Genomic DNA, 22,657 nt, shown 5'->3' on the forward strand with positions numbered 1-22,657 from the left:
TCGGGGTCAGGGTGCTGCAGGTGCCGCGGGCGCCGGCAGCGCGGGGTAGGTGTGATCGAGGCCCATCAGGTAGGCGACCAGGTCCAGGGCATCCTGACTGGCCACCACCACCTTGCCGGGCGGTGCGTAGGCCGGCGGCAGGTTCACCACCACGTCACCGCCTTCCGCCGTGTTCTTGACGCGGAACAGGAAGGGATAGGCGGGCATGATGGATGCCCAGGCATACGCGCGCGGCTGGTACAGGTGGCCAAGGTGCCAGTCCTTGCTGGGCTGGCGCGCGCCGATGTTGAATAGGTCGGGACCCGTGCGCATGGTGCCCAGCAGATGCGGCTTGTCGTAGACGTAGTCGCCCGGTACCGACGGCCGGCCCCAACCACGCGCGGCGTCGGGTCCCAGGTTGCGGTCGCGTGGCTGCTGGCTGTGGCAATAGACGCAGCCGTTGGAAATATAGATATTGCGGCCGCGCAGTTGTTGTTCGGTATAGGGCTTGAGCCCCGGCGGCGGCTGGATGTCGCGCACCTGCACGTAGGGCAGCACGACCAGGGCCGCGGTGGCGACGGCCAGCGCGACCATGGCGCCGGCGGCAAGCTTGACTTCATTTTCCATGAGCGGCCTCCCGTGGCTGCCAGAACAGGGCGGCGCCCGTGCGATGCGGCCCGAAGCGCAAGGCCATGGCAAAGAAATGGCCCACGAACACCAGGTGACCCAGCGTCATCAGCGCGCCGCCGATGCTGCGCGACTTCAGCCAGGGGAGGGTGACCAGGATCGAGTCATTGAAACTGCGCGAGGCGTCGAGCATGGCCATGCCCTGTTGCCAGCCGCCGATCGACAGGCCGATCACATAGACGAGGACGCCCAGGCCCACCAGCCAGAAATGCAGCTGGATCAGCCACGGATACGGCCACTCCCACGCCAGGACGCGCGGCATCATGAAATAAATGGCGCCGAACATGACCATCGACACGAAGGCATACATGCCCAGGTGTGCATGCGCCACGGTGAAATGGGTGAAATGCGTTACCGCATTGACGCTGCGCAGGGCCTCGACGGACCCCTCCAGCGACGAAGCCAGGTACATCAGTCCGCCGAACATCATGAAGCGAAGCGTGGGGGAATAGGCCGCCAGGTACATCTGGCCCTTCAGCGTGCGCTTCATGTTGACGGTAAAGGCGACGACCGGGATGATCATCATGATGCTCTGCACGATGGACAGCGTGGTCAGCCAGCCCGGCACCGGTCCGCCGATAAGGTGGTGTCCGCCGACCTGTCCGTAAAAGAAGGCCAGGGTCCAGAAGCCCAGCAGCGACAGGTTGTACGACACCACCGGCCGTCCGATGATTTTCGGCAGGAAATAATAGATGGCCCCCACGCTGACCGGGGTAAACCAAAGGCCCAGCGCGTTGTGGCCGTACCACCAGTTGGTGGTCGCCTGCTGCACGCCCGTGTGCACGCCGGGCAGGTTGGCGACGGCGAACAACACCGCGATCCACAGCAGCGCCGCCACCATGTACCAGACGCTGACGTACAGGTGGTCGACGCGCCGGTTGACCAGCGTGAACAGGACCGGCAGGATCACCAACGCGAATCCCGCGAAGATGAAGATGTCGATTTGCCATGGAATTTCAAGAAACTCCATGCCGTCGGTCCAGCCGGCCGCGACCGCACCCACGCCGGCCGCGATACCGGCGTTAAGGAAGGCGCTACCCAGCATGGCCCACGCCGCTCCGTGCAAGCGCGTGCGCAGCAGGCGCGGCAGCACCCACAGGATGACGCCCAGCGCCGCGTTGGACGACCAGCCGTAGATGACGGCATTCAGGTGCACCGTACGCAAGCGCCCGAACGACAGCCACGCCTGCTGGTCCAGCCAGTCGGGCGCGTGCAGCTTGATGGACGAAACCAGTCCTGCGGCCGAACCCACCAGCAGCCACAGGCAGGCGAACGCGACGAACATGAACACCGTGCACGCGCTGGAGCGATCGGCCTCGATATGGGCGTCGACCTCGCTCTGTCCCGCCACGCCGCACGCACGCGCATCCGCGGCGGCCGCAAGGGCCTGGCGTCCGTGGCGGTCCAGCGTGGGGTCGTCCACCTTGCCGGCCTCTCCGGACGCGAAGATGACAGAGGCCGCGGCCGGATTCTCCACCAATAGCCCTTTGCGCAAGGACCAGATGAATGCAAACAGGCCGATAAGCGACAGCAGGAACGCGCCCAGGAGGCTGAGAACGGCGCTATCCATGTCGCCTCCCGGCCGGTCGATGGCTGTCTATGCTCGAAATATGGGCTTCCATTTCCCTTCCCCGTTTCTTGCAAGGCGGCAGCGCGCCTTGCTTATGCGTTCTGGAGCGTCCCGTGCCGCCAAGTCACCACGATGGCGTGGATAGCCCCATGCCGATAGGCGCTCAGAGCGGACCGTCATACTCGCCACGTGCCGGATAGTCCTTGGTGATGGCGAAATCGACGGCCTGAAGCAATTCGGAGAACACCGGGCGCGCGAACGGCATGGTCTGGACCGCGCCGTAATACAAGGTGCCGTCCGGCCGCACGAGGAAGACGCCCGGTTCGGAAAAGAGCGGCGGCTCGTCGATGCCGACCGATGTCTTTCCCCGCGACGATGAAATATAGAGTCCCCATTGGCGGGCAACCGTGAGGGGCAGGGAGTGCCCGAATCGCAAGTTCTCGGCACCCACTTTGCGCGCCATCTCCTGGGCGCGATCAGGCGTGTCGGAGCTGATGGCAATGACTTTCGTGCCTCGACGCTCGTACTCCGGCACCAGCGGGCCGAGGTCGCGCAGATACTTCAGGCAGATCGGGCAGTGCAGGCCGCGGTAGAACGAGATGAGCGTGAAGCGCTCCGGCGCATCAGCGGCAAGGTCGAACTCGCCATGGGCAAGAGTCGGAACGCGCAGTTCGGGAACGGGTTTCCGGGGTAGCAGCATTGTTTCTCCTTGGTAGGTCCTTATCCTGGCCGGCCTGAACGCCGACACGGCGAGGCAGCGAGGTATCTCGAGTCCGCGCCGCGCTCAAGGATGCGCGCACGCCAGCCGCGCGCATCATGCGCCGCGCGCGGCGGAACATGCGGGCGGATTATGCGGGCAAGCCGGCCAGGAAAGGCAAGGCTTGCCGCCGCGTTTCGAATATTTGGACGAATCAGAACATTTTCGAGACCACGCGGTACGTGGGTAAAGATACGATGAGCGCCCAACTATTCGTGGAAAGAAGGAGATAAGTATGCGTATTTCGGTATTGATTGCCACCGTGGTTTCCAGCGCACTTGTCATGACAGCCGCGGTCGCGGAATCGTCAGGCAAGGACGGCAGCACACAAGCTAAAAAGCGCTATCTGCCCGAATATACGAAATCGGGCGAACTGATCCTGCCGAAGAATTTCCATGAGTGGGTGTACGTCGGCTCGCCGCTCACGCCCAACGCGCTCAACGGCGGCAAGGCCAATTTTCCTGAATTTCACAACGTCTACATCGAGCCGGGTTCGTACGAGATCTACAAGAAGACTGGTGAATTCCCCGAAGGAACGATCTTCTTCAAGGAACTGCAGCTGACGCTCCCGGCCCAGAATCCGGATGGATCGCGCACGGAGGCATCCGGCCGCGGCTACTTTCCCGGAAAGTTCAATGGCGCCGACGTGACCGTGAAGGATTCCAAGCGCTACGCCGCCACCGGAGGCTGGGGTTACTTCAACTTCAATCACCACGAGCCGAAGGCCCCGACGGCCACGGCCAAGGCCAACGAGGAATGCGCGTTCTGCCACAGGGCGAGCGCGAAGAAAGACGACGTCTGGACCCAGTTCTATCCGCTCCTGGACAACTGAAAACGTCAATGAACCGTACCGGTTCACCAACACAAGGGAACAGTGCCATGAAAATCATCGGTGCCTTGGGACTTGCCCTGGTCGGCTTGTCCATGATGGTCGACGTCACCGCCTTCGGGCAGACGCACACGCGCTCGCAGTATGGCGCAACGACCAAGGCCGTTGTCGACGACAAAGGCAATATGCACGTGCCGGCGGACTACCGGACCACCTACCAGATGCTGGGTACGTGGGCAGTGGCGGCAGAAAAGACCCCTGGATCGAAGCAGATTCATGTGGTCTATGCATCGCCTGGAACCATCGCCGCGTACCGCAAGGCAGGACATTTTCCAGATGGCACTGTTCTCGTGAAGGAGGTGTTCAACACGACCACCCAGCCGATGACGACCGGAACGGTGAGCAGTGCCGGTACCCTCGCCGGCTGGTTCGTCATGGTGAAAGACGACGTCGGCCGGTTTCCCAAGAACAAGCTCTGGGGCGACGGCTGGGGCTGGTCCTGGTTCGATGCGGGTGATCCCAAGAAGACGACATCGACCGACTACAAGAAGGACTGCCTGGGCTGTCATGTGCCGGCGCAGGCGTCGGATTGGATCTATACCCACGGCTATCCGCCGCTGGTCCAGTAAACCGGCTGGGCCGCGACGGCGTACCATAAGCCGAGGTGGTACGGCCGTGGCCCATTTTCGCATCGGGCCGAACGTAGGCGCTGGCGTGGCGCAGGGAGAAAGACGATGAAGGCGATCGTGGTGAGTGATCAGGCAGCGGGAATGGCCGGGATGAAACTGGCCGAACGTCCCGAGCCGCAGGCAGCGATCAACGATGTTGTCGTGCAGATTCATGCGTCGGGATTCGTTCCGACCGAGTTGGAGTGGCCTTCGACCTGGACCGATCGCCGCGACCTGGTCCGCACACCGGCTATCCTCGGCCACGAGCTGGCCGGCGTGGTGACCGCCTTGGGCTACGGCACGACGGGGCTGTCGGTGGGGCAGCGGGTGTTCGGCCTTGCGGACTGGTATCGCGACGGCACCCTGGCCGAGTATGTGGCGATCGAGGCACGCAACCTTGCGCCGCTGCCCGGTGATGTGGACTTCACGGTGGGCGCGAGCCTGCCGATCTCGGGACTGACGGCGTGGCAAGGGCTGTTCCAGCACGGGCATCTTCAGGCAGGCCAGCGCGTCCTCGCCCACGGTGCGGCGGGCGCGGTCGGCACGATGGTGACGCAGCTTGCACGAGAGGCGGGTGCCTACGTAATCGGCACCGGGCGTGCCGCGGACCGCCAGAAAGCCCTTGAGTTCGGCGCGCAGGAATTCGTCGATCTCGACAACGACACGCTGGAAGATATCGGCGGCGTCGATCTGGTATTCGACGTCATCGGCGGCGCCATCGGGAAACGGTCCGCGGCGCTGATTCGAGCCGGAGGAACGCTGGTGTCCGTTGTCGGATCGCCCGAAGCCCGGCCGGTCAACGGCGTGGCGGTGGACTTTGTTGTCGAGTCGGATCGTGCCCAGCTGAACGAGATCGTCCAGCGGGTGCGCGACGGACGACTGCGGACGAACATCGGCACGGTGGCAACCCTGGACGATGCCGTCGCCGCCTTGAATCCGACCGAGCGACTCAAGGGCAAGACGATCATCCGCGTCCGGCCGTGAGGACGGGGTGATCGCGCAGCGGCCGGACACTGCCCCTCCCGTGCTCGACGCAGTAGCGCTCGCGTGCGAACGGGACCAACGGCGGCTGTTCGCCGGCCTGAGCTTCCAGCTGCGGGCCGGCGACATGTTGCGGGTCCGCGGGCCCAACGGAAGCGGCAAAAGCAGCCTGCTGCGTCTGCTCTGCGGGTTGGCCCGGCCGACGGCGGGACATGTCGAGCTGTTTGGCCAGGCCCTGGCCCGGCAGCGTGGATCCCTTGCTTCCAGGCTGCTATGGATAGGCCACGCCGCGGGCATCAAGGCGCTGTTGACCGCCGAGGAAAACCTGGCCTGGCTGGCAGCCTTGCACGCACGGGGAGAAACCGCCGCGATCGGGCAGGCCTTGGCGGCGGTGGGCTTGCGTGGCTTCGAGGACACACCCTGCCACGCGCTATCGGCAGGGCAACAGCGTCGCATCGCATTGGCGCGCCTGTATCTGCCCGGCACGCCGGCGCTGTGGCTGCTGGACGAACCGTTCACCGCGCTGGACGCGGCAGGAACGGCGCAACTGGAAGCGCACCTGGCCATGCATTGCGGGCGTGGCGGTACGGTGGTGCTGACCACGCATCACGAACCGAGCCGGCGAGCGCAAGCCTACGCCGACCTTGATCTGGGGCAGTACGGCAGTTGAGCATGGCCTTCATTTCCTTATTGAATAGTGAGCTACGTCTGTTATGCCGCCGTCCCGCGGACCTTGCCAACCCCTTGGTGTTCTTCTCGGTTGTCGTCGTGCTGTTTCCGTTGGCGCTTGGTCCGCAATCGCAGCTGCTGCGGCAGGCCGCGCCCGGGCTGCTGTGGGTCGCGGCGCTGCTGGCCGTGCTGCTCTCGCTGGACGGCCTGTTCCGTGCCGATTTCGAGGACGGTTCCCTGGAGCAGTGGATGCTCTCAACCCATCCGCTGGCGCTACTGGTGTTGGCGAAGGTCTCGGCGCATTGGCTTTGCAGCGGCCTCGCACTGGTGGTGCTCGCTCCGCTCGTGGCGCTGATGCTGGGCCTGCCGGCCGATTGCCTTCCGGTGCTGCTGCTGTCCTTGCTGCTGGGCACGCCGGTGCTCAGCCTGCTCGGCGCGGTGGGCGCGGCGCTCACGGTCGGTTTGCGGCGGGGCGGACTATTGCTGGCCCTGCTGATCCTGCCGCTGTATATCCCGGCACTGATCCTGGGCAGCGGCGCCCTGCAGGCGGCCTTGCAGGATCTCCCGGTCGCGGGACACTTGCTGTGGCTTGCCTGCCTCTCCGTGCTGGCGATCACCCTGGCGCCGTTTGCCATCGCCGCGGGGCTATCCATCAGCGTTGCCGAATGACACGCCATCCACGGCGCCGGCGGACGAATCCTCACGAGCGACTCGAATGAACTGGACCTGGCTACACAAATGGGGCTCGCCCAAATGGTTCTACGACATGAGCGGAAGAAGCCTGCCCTGGCTTGCCGTGGCCAGTGCGCTGCTGCTGGCGATCGGCTTGGCATGGGGACTGGTATTCGCGCCCGCCGACTACCAGCAGGGCAACAGCTTCCGGATCATCTATATCCACGTGCCGGCGGCGCTGCTGGCCCAATCCATCTACGTCACGCTGGCGCTGGCCGGTGCCGTCGGCCTGATCTGGAAAATCAAGCTGGCCGACGTGGCCCTGCGTCAGGCCGCGCCCGTCGGCGCCTGGATGACGGCCATCGCACTGGTCTCCGGCGCCATCTGGGGCAGGCCCACCTGGGGCGCCTATTGGGTATGGGACGCGCGCCTGACGTCCATGCTCATCCTGCTGTTCCTGTATCTGGGCATCATCGCGCTGGGCCAGGCAATCACGAATCGCGACAGCGCGGCCCGGGCTTGCGCGGTGCTGGCCCTGGTCGGCGTCGTCAACATCCCCATCATCAAATATTCCGTCGAGTGGTGGAACACCCTGCACCAGCCCGCCACCTTCTCGCTCACGCACAAGCCCGCCATGCCTGCGCAGATGTGGCTGCCGCTGCTGTTGTCGGTGCTGGGTTTCTATTGCTTCTTCGGGGCGGTACTTCTCGCGCGTATGCGCCTGGAAGTGTTGCGGCGCGAGGCCGGCAGCCGCTGGGTCGACGCTGAAATCGATCGACTGCTCAAGGATCGGACATGATTGCATTTCCGTCGCTCGCGGATTTTCTGGCCATGGGTCGCCATGGCGCTTACGTCTGGAGCGCGTATGGGTTCTGCCTGGCACTGATGTCATTGAACGTGATGCAGCCCCTGCTGGCGCGCCGCCGCTACTTGAAGGACCTGGCGCGCCGCCGGCGCCGTGGGGTCTCGCCATGACCCCCGTCCGCAAAAAGCGTATGTATTGGATACTCGCCCTGGTCTGCGGCGCCAGTGCCGCCGCGGCGTTGGCGCTGGCCGCCCTGCAGGAAAACATCAACCTGTTCTACACCCCAAGCCAGATTGCCGCGGGCGAGGCGCCGCACGGCACGCGCATCCGCGCCGGCGGCATGGTCGAGACCGGGTCGCTGCAACGCACGCAAGACTCGCTGGCGCTGCGATTTCGCGTCACCGACGGCGCCCGCAGCATCGTGGTGCGCTACCAGGGCATCCTGCCCGACCTGTTCCGCGAGGGCCAGGGCATCGTCGCTCTGGGCAGGCTCGACGACGACGGCATGCTGCGCGCCGACGAAGTCCTGGCCAAGCACGACGAAAACTATATGCCACCCGAAGCCATGAACGCACTGAAGCAAGCCGGCGCGAGCGGCTATTCCACGCGCAGCAAGCAGGAGCCCGCCCGATGATCCCCGAACTTGGCCTGCTGGCTTTGATCCTGGCGCTATGCCTTTCCCTGGTGCAAGCCAGCGTCCCGCTCGCCGGGGCGTGGCGCGGCGAGCGGCGCTGGATGGCGCTGGCGCGACCTGCCGCCTGGGGGCAACTGACGTTCCTGGTCTTCTCGTTCGCCTGCCTGGCTCAGGCTTTCCTGACCGACGATTTCTCGGTCGCGTATGTGGCGGAAAACTCCAACAGCATGCTGCCCTGGTACTACAAGTTCAGCGCGATCTGGGGCTCGCACGAGGGTTCGCTGCTGCTATGGGTGTTGATACTGTCCGGCTGGACATCCGCGGTCTCGCTCGGCTCCCGCCAATTGCCGGAGGCGATGCTGGCGCGGGTTCTGGCCGTGATGGGCATGATCAGTACCGGATTCCTGCTGTTCCTGATCGGCACCTCCAACCCTTTCGCGCGCTTGCTACCCAATGTCCCCGCCGATGGCCGAGACCTCAATCCGCTGCTGCAGGACATCGGCCTGATCGTCCATCCGCCCATACTGTACATGGGCTACGTCGGCTTCTCGGTCGCGTTCGCCTTCGCCATCGCGGCCCTGCTGGACGGCAAGCTGGACGCTGCCTGGGCACGCTGGTCGCGCCCCTGGACTACCGTGGCCTGGGCCTTTCTGGGCGTGGGCATCGCCCTCGGGTCATGGTGGGCCTATGCCGAGCTGGGTTGGGGTAGTTGGTGGTTCTGGGATCCCGTCGAGAACGCGTCCTTCATGCCGTGGCTGGTCGGCGCGGCCTTGATCCACTCGCTGGCGGCGACCGAGAAACGCGGCGTGTTCAAGAGCTGGACCGTGCTGCTCGCGATCGCCGCGTTCTCGCTCAGCTTGTTGGGCACTTTCCTGGTCCGCTCGGGTGTGCTGACCTCCGTGCACGCCTTCGCCACCGATCCGGCGCGCGGCGTCTTCGTGCTGGCGTTCCTGCTTGCGGTGGTAGGCGGCTCGCTTGCGTTATTCGCGCTACGGGCGCCCGTCGTCAAGAGCGAGGCCGGCTTCGATATCTTGTCGCGCGAGACGCTGCTATTGGTCAACAACCTGCTGCTGTCGGTCGCGGCGGCCATGGTCCTGCTGGGTACGCTCTATCCCTTGATTCTCGACGCCCTGACGGGCGCCAAGCTGTCGGTCGGCCCACCGTACTTCAATGCGATGTTCGTGCCGCTGATGGCGCTGCTGATGGTCACCGCCGCCGTCGGCATGCTGGCGCGCTGGAAAGGCACGCCGGTGCGCTGGCTGGCCCGCATGCTTGCTCCCGTGCTGGCGGCCAGCCTGTTGGTCGCGCTGGCCGCGGCGACGCTGCATGGCCGGTCGCGCTGGGCGGTGGCAATGGGCTGCCTGCTGGCCGCGTGGATCGTGTTCGCCGGCGTGCGCGACATTCTCGACAAGACGCGCAACACCGGGCTGCGCAAGGGCTTGCCGGCCTTGGGGCGCAGCTATTGGGGCATGCAGCTGGGCCACCTGGGCTTCGCCGTGTGCGTCTTGGGAGTCGTGTTGGCCAGTGCGGGAAGCCTCGAGCGCGAGTTGCGCATGGCGCCGGGCAGCACTGTCGAACTGGGCCATTATCAGTTCGTGTTCGAGGGTACGAGCCCCCTGCAGGGGCCCAACTACAGCGGGGACCGCGGCAGTGTAAGGGTCATGCACGATGGCCGGGAGGTCGCGATGCTGTATCCCGAAAAACGCGTGTACAACGCCCAGCGAACCCAGACGACCGAGGCCGGAATCCAGGGCGGCTTCATTCGCGACCTGTTCGTGGCATTGGGAGAGCCGTTGGGCGGCGGAGCCTGGGCAGTGCGGGTACAGATAAAGCCGTTCGTGCGTTGGATCTGGCTGGGTGCGCTGATGATGGCCCTCGGCGGCCTGCTCGCGGCGGCCGATCGGCGCTATCGCGCCAGGGTGGCACGGCCGGTAGCGGACATGCGCATGGCCGGAGCGCGGCCGTGAAGCGATTGCTGTTGCTCCTGCCGCTGGCGGTGTTCCTGATCATCGCGGTATTGCTGTATCGCGGCCTGTTCCTCGATCCAACCCGGCTGCCCTCCGCCCTCATCGGCAAGCCCTTCCCGGTCTTCTCTTTACCGGATATCGACGCGCCGTCGCACATGCTGACGCGCGACGATTTCAAGGCGCGCCCGGCACTGGTGAACGTCTGGGCGACATGGTGTCCATCCTGTCGCCAGGAACACCCGGTGTTGACGAGGCTGGCCGAGCAGGGGGTCTACATCTATGGCGTCAATTACAAGGACGACCGGAATGCGGCGCGGCGCTGGCTGCAGACGTTGCGCAACCCATACCGGCTGACCATCGAGGATGCCGCCGGCACACTGGGCCTGGACCTGGGCGTTTATGGTGCTCCCGAGACCTTCTTCATCGACGCGCGCGGCATCGTTCGCGCCAAGTACGTAGGCGCCATCGACGAGCGCGTCTGGCGTGAAGAATTGGCGCCCATCTACGACAAGCTGCTACGGGAGGCGGCGCCATGAAGCGCCTGATCGTTGCGATCGTCCTGGGGCTAGGGCTTTTGGGCGGCAGCCATGCCGCCATCGATGCCCGCGAACCCGCCGACGAAAGCCAGCGTCAACGCTATTACGAGCTGTCCTCGGTACTACGCTGCCCCAAGTGCCAGAACCAGAACATCGCGGACTCGAGCGCGCCCATCGCACAGGATCTGCGTGGCGAAATCCAGCGCATGCTGGGTGAAGGCCGAAGCGACGAACAGATCATCGAGTTCATGGTCGCCCGCTATGGCGATTTCGTGCTGTACGACCCGCCGCTGTCCTCCCACACGCTGCTTCTATGGTTCGGTCCGGCCGCGCTGCTGCTGGCCGGCGGCGTCGCCGTGGCCGCCATCGTCGCAAGCAGGCGCCGTTCTCGTTCGGGCGCCGCGCGGCCCTTGTCGGACGCCGAGCGGCGTCGCCTGGCCGGCCTTCTGCAAGACCCCAGCCTATCCATCGAGCAAGATCCATGACCGCTTTCTGGCTCTACGCGGGGTTGCTGTTCGCGGCAGCCCTGGCCTTCATCCTCGTGCCCCAGCTGCAGCTCACGCGCAGCCGCGCCGGTACCAACCGCCTCGGTATGAATGTGGCGCTCTACCGGGAACGTCTGCGCGAACTGGAAATACAGCACGACGCCGGTACGCTGGACGCGGGACAACTCGCGGCGGGGCGCGTGGAGGCGGCACGCGACTTGTTGGACGATGCACAGCGCGCCGACCCCGCCGCCGGGGTCTCGCGGAGTCGGGCAATTCCGGTGCTCGCGGCGCTCGCCACGCCGCTGCTGGGATGTGCGCTGTATCTGCACTGGGGCTCGCTGGACCAGCTTTTGCAGCCACGCCAACAGACCGGCCAGGTCGCGCAAAGTATCGGGAACATCACTACGCGCCTGGAAGGATTGCTAGCCGCGTCACCCGACTCGGCCGAGGGTTGGTCCTTGCTGGGACGCGCCTACACGGTCCAGGGTCGCATGGGCGAAGCCGCCCACGCGTTCGAGCGCGCGGCCACCTTGGCGGGGCGTCCGCCGGAGCTCCTGGGGCGCTGGGCCGAGGCCTGGTATTACGCGGGCGGTCGTCAATGGACGCCTCAGCTGCAGGCGCTGACCGACGAAGCCTTGGCCGCCAATCCGCACGAGGCGACCGCGTTGAGGCTGGCGGGCATGGCCGCGTTCCAGTCCGGTCGCTACCCCGAGGCAGCCTCCTATTGGGAACGCCTGGCGGCCACTCTGCCCGAGGGAGATCCGAGTCGCGCCGCTGTCGACGTCGACATCGGACGCGCTCGTGCGCTGGAAAGCCAGCCGCCGCAAGGAACAAGCGGCGCCGTGGCCCAGCCTAGCGGTATCGATCGATGATCTTGAATAGTTGGCGGCACGACGCTGCGACGTGGTGTGCAGGCGCGGTGGCGACCCCGAGCAAAAGACCGGGCAAGGCCAGCGATGGGGCCGCGAACCACGCGGACAAAGGGGAGGGGGCCATGCCCATGGTCATCGCTTCCCGCACGATTTGCACGTCCGGCGCGCCGTCGGGGAGCCGGAGAAGGACGGCCAGGCCGGCATTGACCCACTCCGCGTCGCGGATACGCAGCTGCTCGCATAGCGCGTCCTGCTGGCCGGAATAGAGACGTTTGAGCCGGCGAACGCGCCGGACGTAGTGGCCATCGCGCATGAAGCGAGCGGTGGCGAGTTGGACTACCGGTGAGGGCGCGGGGGCGAGCGTTGCCGCGACCTCGGCGAAAGCGTTGGCCAGGTCGGTCGGCGCCACGATGAATCCAAGGCGCAGCCCCGGGCTGATCGTCTTGCTGAAGGAGCCTATATGGATAACACGTTTTCCCTCATCCAGGGATGCCAAGGCAGGTGCCGGCCTGCCTTGCAGTTGCAGCTCGCTGAGGTAGTCGTCTTCGATGATCCAGGCGTCGCTGGAGGCCGCCCATTCAAGCAGCTGAAGCCGTCGCCGCAGGGACAGGGTCGAACCCAAGGGCGCTTGTTGACCGGGCGTCACGACGACCAGCGCGGCGTCCGCGGCGTTCTCGATCCCATATCCCACGTCGATGCCTTCCGCATCCACGGGTACCGGCACGATATTCAAGCGGGCCAGCTCCAGGCCTTTTCGAGTGACCATGAAACCAGGTTCTTCCATCCATGCTTTCTTACCGTCCAAACCCAGCACCCGCAGTGCAAGTCCCAAGCCGGAGATGTATCCCGAAGTGATGAACACCTGCTCCGGGTAGCAGTGGAGGTTTCTGGCGATGGAGAGATAGCCGGCGATCTCCCTGCGCAGCTCGACTTCCCCTCGGGGATCGGGATAGAGCAGGGACGATAAACCTCCCGTCTTCAGTAGATTGGATGAGCGTGCACGTGCAAACAGCTTTTCCGGCAGGCCTTCGAACGCGGGAATGCCGAGCTGGAAGATGGCCGGCCCGGCGTTCATCTCCTGATAGGACTGCATGAAAGCGCCGAGCCGTGGTGCTTCGGGCTGGCCGCCGGCGGTACGGGGCCGTGGGGCCACTCGGGTACCGCCCGCGCGGAAGGTTTCGATCATTTGCGCGTCGGACAACCGTTCATATGCCGCTTGTACCGTACCGCGCGCCACGCCGAGCTGCGCCGCCAGGTCCAGCCACGACGGCAGGCGGGTGCCAGGTGCGAGCAGGCCTGATTCTATGGCCCTGCTGATGCTCATGCGTATCTGTTCCGACAGGGAGAGCTTCGCCGTCCGGTCCAGCTGTATCCGCAGGTTTGAAGCCATATGCTTAGTACACACAAAAATGAGGAGTCTTGGTTCTTCAGTTCATACCATGAATCGTACAGAATTCCGCCATCAACGCGGGAAGAAATCCGACCACCATCGTTCTCTTGCACCTCAACCTATCCCTTGATCCACAGGAATAAGCATGACCGACAGAATCACCGCGACCAATGCCGTTATCGACTGCATACTGAGCCGCAGCGCCGCCAAGTATTACGATCCGACCGCCACCCTGAGCGACGAGCAGATCTCCGAGCTGGTGCGCATCGGAACCAGTGCGCCGACATCCTTCCACCTGCAGAACTGGCGCTTCATCGCCGTACGTTCGCCTGAAGCCAAGGCCCGGCTGCGGCCCATCGCCTGGGATCAGCCCGCGACCACCGATGCGGCCGTTACTTTCATCGTGTGCGGCCAGTTGGTGGAGACCAGCGTAATACCTGAGCGCCTGGCACCGCTGGTGGCAGCGGGCGTCATGCCGGCAGCCATGGTGCCGGAGTGGGAGATCCCCGCACGCAATCTGTATATGGCCTACCCGCAGCGCCGACGCGACGAGGCCATACGCACCGCCACCTTTGGTGCCGCGGCGATGATCTATGCGGCTCGCTCCATGGGCCTGGGCTCCACGCCGATGATCGGTTTCGACGACGAAGCCGTGCACCGCGAGTTTGGATTGGCCCAGGACGAGGTGCCGGTCATGCTCTTGTCCGTCGGAGCGGAGCGGCCGGGCAACTGGGCGCAGAAGCCGCGCATGCCGGTGTCGGCTGTGCTGGAGCTCGTTTGATCAATCGTAAATCCGGTGTCTTGTGCATGCCACGCTGGCAAAGGACCGCTGCGCTGAAGCCGGAGCAGGGGTTCGAGTCCATCATCGGTTTTGCGAGGACGCTGAAGTAACGCGCATGAACATCCTCCACATCGATTGCAGCCCGCGACCGACGTCGCACAGCCGACGGCTGTCGGCGGCAGTTGTCGAAAAGCTACTCACGCTACTGCCCGATGCGCAGATCATCCGCCGGGACCTGGGATATGAACCGATACCGCATGCCGGCGCGGACTATGCCGCCGCGCTGGCGTCGCCCGCGACGCTGGCGGCCGTAGGGCGGTCCACCGAATCGGTGCAGCTGTCCGAGCAGCTCATTCAAGAGATCGAGCGATCCGGTGTCGTTGTCATCGGCACGCCGATGAACAACTTCACGATCCCCTCGGTCCTGAAGGCGTGGATCGACCAGATCCTGCGTGTCGGCCGCACGATGAAGTCCACGCCGGCCGGCAAGGTCGGGATGCTCCGGGACCGACCGGTTTTCGTCGGGATCGCTTCGGGCGGCGTGTTCACCGGTGACGGCGCCAATCAAACGGATTTCCTCACGCCCTATCTTTCCGCCGCACTCGACTGTATCGGTCTCAAGACAGTCCATTACCTGCCTTTGCAGGCCACCGCTCTCATCGATGAGGCGCGCGCGGCCGAAGTCCGCCACTCGCTTGTCGCGACGATAGAACCCGCGATGCTCGGCCGCGTGCGGGACCTCGCTTAAGTATCCGTATAACCCGCAATTCATAAGGAAGACGACAATGGCAAGAACTGCCGCCCTGAAGCCGGAACACGTGCCGGCGGAATCGAAAGCGACGCTCGATGCGTTCAGCAAGGGCCTGGGGTTCACCCCCACGATGATGGCGAGCTTTGCGCAAAGCCCCATCGCCTTCAACGCCTGGGCGACCCTGCTGGGCTCGCTGAGCAAGGCGCTGGACGTGAAGACGCGAGACAGCATCGGTCTCGCTGTATCGGAAGTGAATGGCTGCGACTACTGCCTGACGGTGCATAGCTTTACGGCCGAACATATGGCCAAGCTGCCGGCCGACGAGATCGTTCTGGCCCGCAAAGGCCATGCCAAGGATCCCAAGCGCGACGCCGCGCTGCAGTTCGCGCGCAAGGTCATCGAGACCCGCGGCCAGGTCGGCGATGCCGATCTGAAGGCCGTGCGCGATGCCGGCTACACGGACGCGAACATCATGGAAATCGTCGCACTGGTGGCCATGTACTCGCTGACCAACTTTTTCAATAACGTGTTCGATCCCGAGAAGGACTTTCCCGCCGTTACGCCGGCCGGCTCCATCTGACCGGTGTCCGCTCGCATCGGTCCTGTCCCTGGGGGCCGGACGGCGTCATGTGATGCGAGCCTGACCCCCAAAGCCCGGAGGCACCCATGGAGAGTTTTGGGAACGCGTCCGGGCTTTTTTGCATGCACAGACAATCCGCGTTGAAGCGGAGAGATCATTTTCAGGGGTAGAGCTGTGAACACGTCACAGAAGGTTGTCGTCGTGACCGGTGCTTCGCAAGGCATCGGCGCGGAAGTCGTCAAGGCATTCCGAAAGCACGATTGCCGCATCGTCGCAACCTCGCGCTCGATCGAGCCGTCGAACGACGAGAATATCCTGAGCATCGCCGGTGATATCGGCGATCCAGAGACCGCGCAACGCGTCATTTCCGCCGGCGTTGCACGATTTGGCCGCATCGATACGCTGGTGAACAATGCCGGCATCTACATCGGGAAGCCTTTCACCGAACACACCGCCGAAGACTACGCCGCCGTGATGAACGTGAACATGGCGGGCTTCTATCACATCACGCAACGCGCGATCGCCGAGATGGAAAAGCATGGCAGCGGCCACGTGGTGAGCGTCACGACCACCATAGACCAGGTGGCGATCAGCGGGGTCTACTCGGTCTTGGCGGCCATGACGAAGGGCGGCATCAATGCAGCCACGAAGTCGCTGGCAATCGAGTACGCGAAGAAGGGCATCCGTGTGAACGCCGTCGCGCCGGGGAACATAAAGACGCCCATGCACGCCCCGCAGAACCACGATGCGCTGGCAGCTTTCCAGCCTATCGGGCGGATGGGCGAAACCAGCGATATCGCCAACGCCATCCTGTTCCTGGACTCGGCGCCGTTCATCACCGGAGAAATCCTGCATGTCGACGGTGGCCAAAGTGCCGGCCGCTGAGAGGGCCCGGGAGCATCCCGTGCAATCAGTCCTGCCTGGCGCGCCCCGTGCGGGGCCTCGTCCCATGACGAACGTCGATTGGCTGAGCCATCTCCTGCAAATGATGACGGTCACGGGACAGCTGGAGGTCCGCTGCGTCTATGGTGCGCCATGGCGTATCGCCTGGGCTCGGTCCGCGGCGCAGGAGATCCCGTACCACGTCGTGCTCAAGGGCCGAGCCTTTATCGAGGATCCGGATACGGGAACGGCCAAGGCGCTGCGGGGAGGAGATATCGTGCTGTTGCCCCACGGGTCTGCGCACGTACTGCACGATGGCAGCGGCCAGGCGCCGGGCCACACCTACAGTCGACAGGACGCTGAAGGATGGACGATCAGCCGCAATGATGGTCAGGGCGCGCAGCTGGACATGTTGTGCGGTCGATTTTTCATCAAGCCGCCCCATGATCGGCTGATACGCGATTATCTACCCACGACGCTGGTGGTGCGGACCATGCACGGCCGTGGCGAAGACGGCAGCGTGTCCGCTTCGGAGCATCTCGCCAGTCTCGTGGGGCTGATGCGCATGGAGTCCGCCGGCGACAAACCGGGCCGATACGCCATACTCAACGCGCTTACATCGGCGCTGTTCACATTGGCCCTGCGCGCGGCCAGCGAATCCGACGCGGCCCCGGCCGGCTTGTTGGCGCTTGCCGGCCATCCCCGACTTGCCCCAGCCATTTCGGCCATCTTCGCCGATCCCGCGCACCCGTGGAATCTGCCAAGTCTGGCCAGCCTGTGCAGCATGTCACGCGCCACCTTCATGCGGCACTTCCAGGAAAAGCTGGGGCGTTCTGCCATCGAACTGCTGACCGATATCCGGATGAGCCTGGCCGCCAACGAGCTGAAGAAGCCCGCGGTAACCACGGAGGCCGTGGCCGATTCGGTCGGCTATCGATCCGTCGCAGCCTTCCGACGCGTGTTCACCGAGAAGATGGGCATGACGCCCGGCCAATGGCGCCGCCTGGCGCGCGAAGGCCAGTAATGCGCGTCGTTTTCGATGTTCGGTTTGGATGGGGCGCCGACCGCCCTTCTCTGTTCAAGTTAGTCTCGTCATCGCGTACATGTTGGAATCGTCTTTATCCGCGCATGTGATCCTGGATCGTTTGCTGGCCACGCTTGATATCGGTGTAACCCATTTCTCGGTTTGCGATATACGTGACGGTTGGGGAATGCACTTCGATTCCTGCAAGGCCGCGAGTCTGCATTACTGCCTGGCAGGCGTCGGTACCCTGGCTGTTGGTGGCGTACCGCCTATTCAACTGGAACCGCACAGTTTCGTACTCTTGCCGCCCGGCGGCGCATACCGCCTTGTAAGCGCCTCGGCAAAGCCCGTCCGGTTTGAACGCCGGGGAGACCTGCGTGGCGTGTCCTCGCAGACATCCGCTTTCACGCTAACCGCCGGCGAAGGCCAGCGGGGCATCGAGACGGCGTGCGCTGAGCTGCGCGTCGGGTTGGCGGATGGGTCTGACCTTTTCGCCTGCTTGGGAAATCCGCTGGTCGTGCACTTTGCCGGCACCGACGGCTTGAGAGAGCAGTTCGTGATGTTGTTGGCGGAGTCGGCCCGGCCTGGCGTCGGCTCGAATGTCCTGAGAGAGGCATTGCTCAAGCAGTGCCTGGTGCTGGCGCTACGGCGGTGGATAGAGCGTGATCCCTGTCCGCTACCCTGGTTGGCCGCCATGGTCGACACGCGGCTAAGTCGCGCCTTGCGCGCGATTTCGGAGCAGCCTGCCGTCGCATATACGGTAGATAGTCTCGCTCTGATCGCGGGCATGAGCCGTTCGGCGTTTGCTTGCTCGTTCCGGCGCGCCTTCGGTCAATCGCCGATGAGTCTGGTCAAGGTGGTGCGGCTACGTCGCGCCGGTGAACTATTGATTACGACGGTACTGCCCGTGGGTGAAGTCGCCAAGCGGGTGGGCTTCTCCAGCAGGAGCAATTTTTCCGTCGCGTTCAGCGAACTTCACGGCATGGACCCGAGTCGCTTTCGGCGTGCGTTTTCAGTCATCGCGGGAAGATAGCGTTGCAAGAAAAAGGGTCCATACCCTGGGCGGCGCCCGGGGGCCATCTTGACCCTGATCTACCAATAGATAAAAATCGCGGTCATGAATGCCGCCACTACCCGCGAACAGCTTTTGAGCCACGCCCAGACCCTTATCCGGCAACGAGGCTACAACGGCTTCAGCTACCGGGATTTGGCCGACCGGGTGGGGGTCAAGACGGCCAGTATCCATTACTACTTTCCCTCCAAGGACGACCTGCTCATCGCGGCGATCGATGACTATGCCGCGCAGGAGGCGGCCCTGATACAGGGTATCGACGCGACACTGCCGGCCAATGAGCGGCTGCAGCGCTATGCGGCCCTATTCGAGGGCACGCCCGCCGACCAGGTTTGCCTGTGCGGCATGCTGGCTGCCGATTTCGCGTCGCTGTCCGACCGTGCGCGCCAGGCCGTCCGGGCCTTTTTCCACGCGCACGAGACCTGGCTTGCCAAGGTCGTTGCCGATGGCCAACGTGATGGAACGCTGGCGTGGTCCGGAAATCCCGAGACCGCGGGACGCTATCTGTCCGCGGCATTTCAGGGCGCCTTGATCACCTCGCGCCTGTTTCATGAGCCGGTCCGGATACACGACGTCGTGGCCTCGCTGCAAGTCGGCCAGCGTGCCGCTTGAGGCCTGGCAGTACGCTGCGTGGCGCCGTCTTTTTCCTCGTGGTGTTCAGGCAGGCGGCCGCTGCGTGCAGGCGCGGTCCACATCGCATGTTTCCTTCACGCCGATCCGTGGAGGCCCAGGGTGGCGGCCAGCAGGTCATCCACACGCTCGCTGTTCTTGAACAAGCGCGCGCCGACGAGGCTGCCCTGCAGCGCCGCGAACATCGAGCGCGCAGCGGCGCGTACGTCGCTTGGTACTTGCAGGCTGCGCTCACCTGCACCTTGCTCCAGCACCCGCACCAGCCAGTCTTCATTGGCACGATAAAAATGCCGGACCGCCTGCCGCACTCCGTCGGGCAATGACGCCGAGTCGGCCGCCAGCGCGGCCGCGAGGCAGATACGTCCGGTACCGCCGAAGGCCTGCCTGTGCACATCGACATAGGCGCGTAGCTTGGCGTCCGCGCGCAGGCCGGCATCGATGGCGCGCTCGGCGGCCTGCCAGCGCGTGTGGTATCGCTGCACGACAGCCAGCAACAAGTCCTCTTTCTGTGGGAAGTAATAGTGGATGCTGGATGTCTTGATTCCGATCAGCGAGGCCAGGTCGCGATAGCTGAAACCGTTGCAGCCGCGCTCCTCGATCAGGCGTTCTGCATGTTGCATGATCTGGGTGCGGGTGGTTTCGGTGTCCATGGGCCTTCCTTAGCCGCGCGACGCGTCGGCCGGGCTATCGCTGGATGGGTAGTCCAACTCGCCAAACGCGTAGGAACCGTTCGCATGCGCTGCGACGGCGTCGGTGTGGACCTGGCCCCGGGTCAGGGTACTGGCGGTGCCCTGAGGAGCAGCCTCCTCGATTTCTCCGAAAGTGACTTGGCCGGCGGCTTGGGCGGCCCGCCGCGCGGCGACGGCCTGATCACGGGTCAGGGAGCCGGTCTGGCTGATGGGCGGCGGGTAGTCCAGCTCTCCCGAAGGTTCGTGGGCGTAGGCGGCAGTGCCGGCCAATGTTGCGGAAATCAGTAGCAAGGAAGCGAGGGTTTTCATGGTCGAAGTCCTGGAAAGCGATTGACGTCAACTATCTACGTGTAGATAGATTGATGGGGAAAATAAAAGCCGGTCAGGCGCCGGTGTCGGGATAGCCTGCGCCCCCGAACGCGACCGGACCGTTTTCGCGGACGGCCGCGGCTTCAGCCTGTACGTCTTGGCGGGTCAGCGTGTTCGCGGCGATCGGGGTAGCAGGTTCGTCGATTTCACCGAAAGTCACTTGGCCGGCGGCCTTGGCGGCGCGCAGTTCGGCCACGACCTGGGCACGGGTCAGCGAGCGGGTCTGGCTGAGGACAGGGGGGTAGTCCAGTTCGCCGGAAGCCTCGTGGGCGTAGGCGGCGGAGGCGGCAAAAGTGGCGGAAACGAGCAGCAAGGAGGCGAGGGTTTTCATGATGTGTTCCTGATCCGATTCGAGGTAAGTAGAAGAAGTGGATTCTATCTATTCATAGATAGGTATTGTGGGTCATAAAAACGCGCTTTCGGCGCGGTGGGCGGGAAGTGAGTGGTGTGCTTCCCATCCATGAACGCAGTTTATCTACTACTAGATAGACTGCGCAAGGCGGTCGTTGTATTCAATTGTATCTGCGGTGCGGGAACGCTGTCCTGGTGCCCCCGTCAGCAAACGGGGCGAAGGTGGCGCTTCCGAAATCCAACGGCCCAGTGCCTGGAGATCCGCATTGCATGGCAGTGGCGAGTTGGAAGGAAGTGCCTCGGCGTTTTGATCCATTCGGGCATTTTATTGAGCAAAGGTAGTCTCGAAATCGGTAACGCGCAGTCCTAAAGTGGAGGCTCCTGACCACCTGAAGAAAGAGCCACGCCATGAGCCGTATCTCTGTTCCCGCGATCGAGTCCGCCGCCGGCCCCGCCACTGATATCCACGCTCAAGCCAATAAGCGTGGCGTTGGCCCTGTCTCGGACACGCTCATGGATGCGCTGCGCGCCAATCGCGGAGATATCGAGCGATGACCCCGCTAGCCTTCGAATTTGACGGCCCGCGCGGCTATCGGCTTGCCGGCAGATTGGAATTGCCCGACGGGCAGCCGCACGCCTGGGCCATACTGGCCCACTGCTTTACATGTGGCAAGGACAGCCTGGCGGCCACACGCCTGTCGCGCGCCCTGGCCGCGCGTGGCATCGGCGTGCTGCGCTTCGATTTTGCCGGGCTGGGCAATAGCGGCGGCAGTTTTGCCGACACGACTTTTGCCGCGGACGTGGACGATCTGGTCGCGGCCGGCAAAGCGATGGCCGAAGATGGCAAGCCGCCATCCATACTGGTCGGTCATAGCCTCGGTGGTGCGGCCGTCCTGATGGCGGCCGGCGAAATGCCGGGCGTACGCGCCGTTGTCACATTGGGCGCCCCTTTCTATACCAGCCATGTCCTGCATCAGTTCGACCCGCAAAGCCTACAAACCATCGATGCAGAGGGACAAGCGGAGGTAACGCTGGCCGGCAGGCCGTTCGTCGTGCGCAAGAGCTTCATCGAAGACCTGGCGCGCCACGACCTGGCATCGCGCATCGCGCAGCTGCGAGTCCCATTGCTGGTCTTGCATGCGCCTCTGGATTCGACGGTGGGTATCGAGAACGCCGCGCGGATTTTTTTTGCCGCGAAGCATCCCAAGAGCTTCATCTCTCTGGACAACGCCGACCACTTGCTGACGCGCCGCGTCGATGCGGACTATGCCGCCGCGATGATATCGACCTGGGCCAGCCGGTATCTGGTTCCGGAATCTTGAAGCAAGCCTCGGAAGGGTTGCTGTACGGACCTTTCCTTTCAATGAAAGCAGTAACTACGGAGATCATGATGGCAAGAACCGCACCCCTGAAGCCGGAACACGTGCCGGCGGAATCGAAAGCGACGCTCGATGCGTTCAGCAAGGGCCTGGGGTTCACCCCCACGATGATGGCGAGCTTTGCGCAGAGCCCCATCGCCTTCAACGCCTGGGCGACCCTGTTGGGCTCGCTGAGCAAGGCGCTGGACGTGAAGACGCGAGACAGCATCGGTCTCGCTGTATCGGAAGTGAATGGCTGCGACTACTGCCTGACGGTGCATAGCTTTACGGCCGAACATATGGCCAAGCTGCCGGCCGACGAGATCGTTCTGGCCCGCAAAGGCCATGCCAAGGATCCCAAGCGCGACGCCGCGCTGCAGTTCGCGCGCAAGGTCATCGAGACCCGCGGCCAGGTCGGCGATGCCGATCTGAAGGCCGTGCGCGATGCCGGCTACACGGACGCGAACATCATGGAAATCGTCGCACTGGTGGCCATGTACTCGCTGACCAACTTTTTCAATAACGTGTTCGATCCCGAGAAGGACTTTCCCGCCGTTACGCCGGCCGGAGAGATCTGAACGCCATTCGCTCGCATCGGCCTGTCCGAGCGCCTTGGCGGTGTCGCCTGATGCGAGCATAACGCCAAGGCCCGTAGGTGGCCTTGGA

At 64.2% G+C, this 22,657-nt stretch carries 29 protein-coding genes; 22 read left to right on the forward strand and 7 right to left on the reverse strand.

The window, feature by feature from the left end; all coding sequences use genetic code 11:
- Positions 1-6: 6 nt before the first annotated feature.
- From AKI39_RS05340 to AKI39_RS05350, 3 genes are all read right to left on the reverse strand, one after another.
- Positions 7-606, reverse strand: a complete 600-nt coding sequence (locus AKI39_RS05340; protein ID WP_066633323.1) for a cbb3-type cytochrome c oxidase subunit II — start codon at positions 604-606, stop codon at positions 7-9.
- A complete protein-coding gene (locus AKI39_RS05345) occupies positions 596-2,236 on the reverse strand; it encodes a cbb3-type cytochrome c oxidase subunit I (RefSeq protein WP_066633333.1) in 1,641 nt (546 codons plus the stop codon). The genes AKI39_RS05340 and AKI39_RS05345 overlap by 11 nt, the downstream gene beginning before the upstream one ends.
- Positions 2,237-2,399: 163 nt before the next feature.
- Positions 2,400-2,936: a peroxiredoxin-like family protein gene (locus AKI39_RS05350; RefSeq protein WP_066633336.1), complete on the reverse strand. Its 537-nt coding sequence runs from the start codon at positions 2,934-2,936 to the stop codon at positions 2,400-2,402.
- Between the two features lie 292 nt (positions 2,937-3,228).
- Here AKI39_RS05350 and AKI39_RS05355 point away from each other — a divergent pair, with 292 nt between their 5' ends.
- The 12 genes from AKI39_RS05355 (at position 3,229) to ccmI (ending at position 12,114) form a co-directional block, all read left to right on the forward strand.
- A complete protein-coding gene (locus tag AKI39_RS05355; protein ID WP_066633343.1) occupies positions 3,229-3,825 on the forward strand; it encodes a cytochrome P460 family protein in 597 nt (198 codons plus the stop codon).
- A gap of 47 nt (positions 3,826-3,872) precedes the next feature.
- Complete coding sequence (locus tag AKI39_RS05360) at positions 3,873-4,451, forward strand: cytochrome P460 family protein (protein WP_066633346.1); 579 nt, start codon at positions 3,873-3,875, stop codon at positions 4,449-4,451.
- Between the two features lie 105 nt (positions 4,452-4,556).
- A complete protein-coding gene (locus AKI39_RS05365) occupies positions 4,557-5,474 on the forward strand; it encodes an NADP-dependent oxidoreductase (RefSeq protein WP_066633349.1) in 918 nt (305 codons plus the stop codon).
- A 40-nt stretch (positions 5,475-5,514) separates the two neighbouring features.
- Entirely contained in the window at positions 5,515-6,141 is a 627-nt protein-coding gene (gene ccmA, locus AKI39_RS05370) for a cytochrome c biogenesis heme-transporting ATPase CcmA (protein ID WP_235610752.1), read from the forward strand.
- Positions 6,142-6,143: 2 nt separating this feature from the next.
- Positions 6,144-6,809: a heme exporter protein CcmB gene (gene ccmB, locus AKI39_RS05375; RefSeq protein ID WP_066633351.1), complete on the forward strand. Its 666-nt coding sequence runs from the start codon at positions 6,144-6,146 to the stop codon at positions 6,807-6,809.
- A gap of 46 nt (positions 6,810-6,855) precedes the next feature.
- Positions 6,856-7,611 carry a heme ABC transporter permease gene (locus AKI39_RS05380; protein WP_066633352.1) on the forward strand — a complete coding sequence of 252 codons (756 nt, stop codon included), beginning with the start codon at positions 6,856-6,858 and terminating at the stop codon, positions 7,609-7,611.
- Positions 7,608-7,787, forward strand: a complete 180-nt coding sequence (gene ccmD / locus AKI39_RS05385) for a heme exporter protein CcmD (protein ID WP_201258553.1) — start codon at positions 7,608-7,610, stop codon at positions 7,785-7,787. Before AKI39_RS05380 ends, ccmD begins: the two co-directional genes overlap by 4 nt.
- Positions 7,784-8,251: a cytochrome c maturation protein CcmE gene (ccmE, locus tag AKI39_RS05390; RefSeq protein WP_066633354.1), complete on the forward strand. Its 468-nt coding sequence runs from the start codon at positions 7,784-7,786 to the stop codon at positions 8,249-8,251. Before ccmD ends, ccmE begins: the two co-directional genes overlap by 4 nt.
- Positions 8,248-10,218, forward strand: coding sequence for a heme lyase CcmF/NrfE family subunit (locus AKI39_RS05395; RefSeq protein WP_066633357.1), 1,971 nt, complete (start codon positions 8,248-8,250; stop codon positions 10,216-10,218). Before ccmE ends, AKI39_RS05395 begins: the two co-directional genes overlap by 4 nt.
- Positions 10,215-10,754, forward strand: coding sequence for a DsbE family thiol:disulfide interchange protein (locus AKI39_RS05400; protein ID WP_066633361.1), 540 nt, complete (start codon positions 10,215-10,217; stop codon positions 10,752-10,754). The genes AKI39_RS05395 and AKI39_RS05400 overlap by 4 nt, the downstream gene beginning before the upstream one ends.
- Positions 10,751-11,239: a cytochrome c-type biogenesis protein gene (locus AKI39_RS05405; RefSeq protein ID WP_066633363.1), complete on the forward strand. Its 489-nt coding sequence runs from the start codon at positions 10,751-10,753 to the stop codon at positions 11,237-11,239. The genes AKI39_RS05400 and AKI39_RS05405 overlap by 4 nt, the downstream gene beginning before the upstream one ends.
- The gene (ccmI, locus tag AKI39_RS05410; RefSeq protein WP_066633365.1) at positions 11,236-12,114 is read left to right on the forward strand and encodes a c-type cytochrome biogenesis protein CcmI; all 879 of its coding nucleotides are present in this window, start codon (positions 11,236-11,238) and stop codon (positions 12,112-12,114) included. Before AKI39_RS05405 ends, ccmI begins: the two co-directional genes overlap by 4 nt.
- Here the strand turns inward: ccmI and pdxR are convergent.
- Positions 12,095-13,504: a MocR-like pyridoxine biosynthesis transcription factor PdxR gene (gene pdxR, locus AKI39_RS05415; protein ID WP_066633367.1), complete on the reverse strand. Its 1,410-nt coding sequence runs from the start codon at positions 13,502-13,504 to the stop codon at positions 12,095-12,097. The two genes, ccmI and pdxR, sit on opposite strands and share 20 nt — an antisense overlap.
- A 145-nt stretch (positions 13,505-13,649) precedes the next feature.
- Here pdxR and AKI39_RS05420 point away from each other — a divergent pair, with 145 nt between their 5' ends.
- From AKI39_RS05420 to AKI39_RS05450, 7 genes are all read left to right on the forward strand, one after another.
- Positions 13,650-14,285, forward strand: coding sequence for a nitroreductase family protein (locus AKI39_RS05420; RefSeq protein ID WP_066633369.1), 636 nt, complete (start codon positions 13,650-13,652; stop codon positions 14,283-14,285).
- Positions 14,286-14,400: 115 nt separating this feature from the next.
- Positions 14,401-15,033: an FMN-dependent NADH-azoreductase gene (locus AKI39_RS05425; protein WP_066633372.1), complete on the forward strand. Its 633-nt coding sequence runs from the start codon at positions 14,401-14,403 to the stop codon at positions 15,031-15,033.
- 37 nt (positions 15,034-15,070) lie between these two features.
- Complete coding sequence (locus AKI39_RS05430) at positions 15,071-15,616, forward strand: carboxymuconolactone decarboxylase family protein (protein WP_066633375.1); 546 nt, start codon at positions 15,071-15,073, stop codon at positions 15,614-15,616.
- A 174-nt stretch (positions 15,617-15,790) separates the two neighbouring features.
- On the forward strand, positions 15,791-16,501 hold the full coding sequence (locus tag AKI39_RS05435) for an SDR family NAD(P)-dependent oxidoreductase (protein WP_066633377.1): 711 nt from the start codon (positions 15,791-15,793) through the stop codon (positions 16,499-16,501).
- A 64-nt stretch (positions 16,502-16,565) separates the two neighbouring features.
- The gene (locus AKI39_RS05440) at positions 16,566-17,522 is read left to right on the forward strand and encodes a cupin domain-containing protein (RefSeq protein ID WP_066633380.1); all 957 of its coding nucleotides are present in this window, start codon (positions 16,566-16,568) and stop codon (positions 17,520-17,522) included.
- Positions 17,523-17,601: 79 nt separating this feature from the next.
- Complete coding sequence (locus AKI39_RS05445; protein ID WP_066642261.1) at positions 17,602-18,555, forward strand: helix-turn-helix transcriptional regulator; 954 nt, start codon at positions 17,602-17,604, stop codon at positions 18,553-18,555.
- Between the two features lie 84 nt (positions 18,556-18,639).
- A complete protein-coding gene (locus AKI39_RS05450) occupies positions 18,640-19,206 on the forward strand; it encodes a TetR/AcrR family transcriptional regulator (RefSeq protein WP_066633382.1) in 567 nt (188 codons plus the stop codon).
- Positions 19,207-19,301: 95 nt separating this feature from the next.
- Here the strand turns inward: AKI39_RS05450 and AKI39_RS05455 are convergent, their stop codons facing one another.
- The 3 genes from AKI39_RS05455 to AKI39_RS05465 all read right to left on the reverse strand — a co-directional run bounded on the left by AKI39_RS05455 (position 19,302) and on the right by AKI39_RS05465 (position 20,613).
- Entirely contained in the window at positions 19,302-19,874 is a 573-nt protein-coding gene (locus AKI39_RS05455) for a TetR/AcrR family transcriptional regulator (RefSeq protein ID WP_066633385.1), read from the reverse strand.
- Positions 19,875-19,883: 9 nt separating this feature from the next.
- Positions 19,884-20,222, reverse strand: a complete 339-nt coding sequence (locus AKI39_RS05460) for a DUF4148 domain-containing protein (protein ID WP_066633388.1) — start codon at positions 20,220-20,222, stop codon at positions 19,884-19,886.
- A 73-nt stretch (positions 20,223-20,295) separates the two neighbouring features.
- Positions 20,296-20,613 carry a DUF4148 domain-containing protein gene (locus AKI39_RS05465; protein WP_066633390.1) on the reverse strand — a complete coding sequence of 106 codons (318 nt, stop codon included), beginning with the start codon at positions 20,611-20,613 and terminating at the stop codon, positions 20,296-20,298.
- Between the two features lie 428 nt (positions 20,614-21,041).
- Here AKI39_RS05465 and AKI39_RS25710 point away from each other — a divergent pair, with 428 nt between their 5' ends.
- The 3 genes from AKI39_RS25710 (at position 21,042) to AKI39_RS05475 (ending at position 22,569) form a co-directional block, all read left to right on the forward strand.
- A complete protein-coding gene (locus AKI39_RS25710; protein WP_158515154.1) occupies positions 21,042-21,188 on the forward strand; it encodes a hypothetical protein in 147 nt (48 codons plus the stop codon).
- On the forward strand, positions 21,185-21,955 hold the full coding sequence (locus AKI39_RS05470; protein WP_066633398.1) for an alpha/beta hydrolase family protein: 771 nt from the start codon (positions 21,185-21,187) through the stop codon (positions 21,953-21,955). Before AKI39_RS25710 ends, AKI39_RS05470 begins: the two co-directional genes overlap by 4 nt.
- Positions 21,956-22,023: 68 nt before the next feature.
- Positions 22,024-22,569: a carboxymuconolactone decarboxylase family protein gene (locus AKI39_RS05475; protein ID WP_066633401.1), complete on the forward strand. Its 546-nt coding sequence runs from the start codon at positions 22,024-22,026 to the stop codon at positions 22,567-22,569.
- The last annotated feature ends 88 nt before the right edge of the window (positions 22,570-22,657 follow it).

This window comes from Bordetella sp. H567 (assembly GCF_001704295.1).
Taxonomy (GTDB): Bacteria; Pseudomonadota; Gammaproteobacteria; order Burkholderiales; family Burkholderiaceae_B; genus Bordetella_C.